This is a genomic window from Erwinia sp. MYb416 (assembly GCF_037479575.1).
GTDB lineage: Bacteria > Pseudomonadota > Gammaproteobacteria > Enterobacterales > Enterobacteriaceae > Erwinia > Erwinia rhapontici.
Map to the genome: position 1 here is coordinate 1 of NZ_JBBGYT010000254.1, position 2,029 is coordinate 2,029.

Consider the following 2,029-nt stretch of genomic DNA (forward strand, 5'->3'; position numbering starts at 1 on the left):
AGGTGATGGTGACCAGCGAGGTTTCACCGGCCGTCAGCGCGTTGTCAGAGACCACGAGGGTGGCAGTCGGCCGCTGACTGTCAATAACGTAATAGTTGGAGTAGCTGAAGTCGGTTCCCGTATTACCGGCCTGGTCGGTCACGCCCTGGTTATTCAGGGTAATCATATTGCTGTTGGCCGAGATCCCGGACGTCGGTGTCAGGGTCGCCGTCCAGGTGATGCCGCCGTCTGAGGAGCTGACGGCGCTTAACGTGCCGTTGTTAACCACCAGGTCGGCATTGCTGAAACCCGTGACGGCTTCTGAGAACGTGATGGTCACCAGCGACGTCTGGTCAACGCCCAGAGCATCATTCGCCACCACGATCGTTGCGGTCGGGCGCACGGTATCAATCGCATAGTTATTGGAGTGGGTGGTGCCGCTGCCTGCGGTGCCCACAGCATTCTGCACGCCACTGTTATCCAGGACGATGATGTTGCTGTTATCTGTCACGCTGCTGGTCGGGGTAAAGGTTGCGGTCCAGGTGATGCCACCATCGGCTGAGCTGACCGCGCTCAGGGTGCCGTTGGCAATGGTCAGATCCTGGTTGGTGAAGCCCGTGACGGCTTCCGAGAACGTGATGGTCACCAGCGAAGTTTCACCCACGCGCAGCGCATTATCGGCGACCACGATGGTGGCGGTCGGTTGCAAGGTATTGATGGTAAAGTTAGTCGAGTCGGTCGTGCCGGTTCCCGTATTCCCCGCCAGATCGCTCACCCCCGTCTTCGCCAGTGTGATGATATTCGTGGCATCCTGAATCTGAGTATTCGGGGTATAGATTGCCGTCCAGGTGATGCCGCCGTCAGATGAAGTGACCGTGGTTAAAGTTCCGTTGGGTACAGTAAGGTCAGCATTAGTAAAACCCGTCACGGCTTCCGAGAACGTAATAGTCACCAGCGAGGTTTCGCCTGGGGTCAGTTCGGTATCCGCCATCACCACCGTGGCGGTCGGGCGCTGAGTATCAATGCTGTAATTATTAGAATCGGTGGTGCCCGCCCCGCTGTTGCCCGCCGTATCCGCCACGCCGGAATTATCCAGCGTGATGACATTACTGGTATCTGTCACGTTGCTGACGGGGGTAAAGGTTGCCGTCCAGGTGACGCCACCGTCGGCTGAGCTGACGTTGGTCATTGTGCCGTTAACAATGGTCAGATCCTGATTGGTAAACCCGGTGACCGCTTCCGAAAACGTGATGGTCACCAGCGAGGTTTCACCGATGGACAGCACAGTATCCGAGAGCACAATCGTGGCCGTCGGGCGCTGGGTATCAATCCTGTAAATGTTCGAGTCCGTTGCACCCGTGCCCGCGTTACCTGCCATGTCTGTCACACCGGTATTATCCAGCGAGATCAGGTTAGTGGCATCCGTCACGTTACTGGTCGGGGTAAAGGTCGCCGTCCATGTAATGCCGCCATCAGCTGAACTGACGGCGGTCAGCGTGCCGTTGACAATGTTCAGATCCTGATTAGTAAAACCGCTTACCGCCTCGCTGAAAGTGATGGTGACCAGCGAGGTTTCCCCGATGCGCAACGCATTATCGGCCATCACAATCGAGGCCGTCGGCCGCTGGGTATCAATGCTGTAATTGTTTGAATCGGTGGTGCCTGTACCGGTATTGCCTGCCTGGTCCGCCACACCGGTATTATCCAGCGTGATGATATTGGTGGTGTCCTGGACAGCCGTGTTCGGCGTGAAGGTTGCGGTCCAGGTGAGGCCACCATCTGACGAACTGACCGTGCTTAACGTGCCATTAGCAATGGTTAAATCCAGGTTGGTAAAACCGGTGACGGGCTCACTGAAGGTGATGGTCACCAGCGAGGTTTCACCGGCAATCAGGGCGCTATCCGCCACCACAATACTGGCGGTCGGGCGTGCGGTATCAACGGCATAGCTGGCGGAACTGACGGTGCCGCTGCCGCTGTTACCTGCCGCATCCTGCACCCCAGTCATGTTCAGGGTAATCTGATTCCCACTGGTGGTGGTGCCGTTGGT

1 protein-coding gene is annotated in these 2,029 nt (G+C 57.3%); it reads right to left on the minus strand.

The window, feature by feature from the left end:
* Positions 1–2,029: Ig-like domain-containing protein (locus WH277_RS02350; RefSeq protein ID WP_339504186.1), on the minus strand; the 2,029-nt coding region annotated here is incomplete at both ends.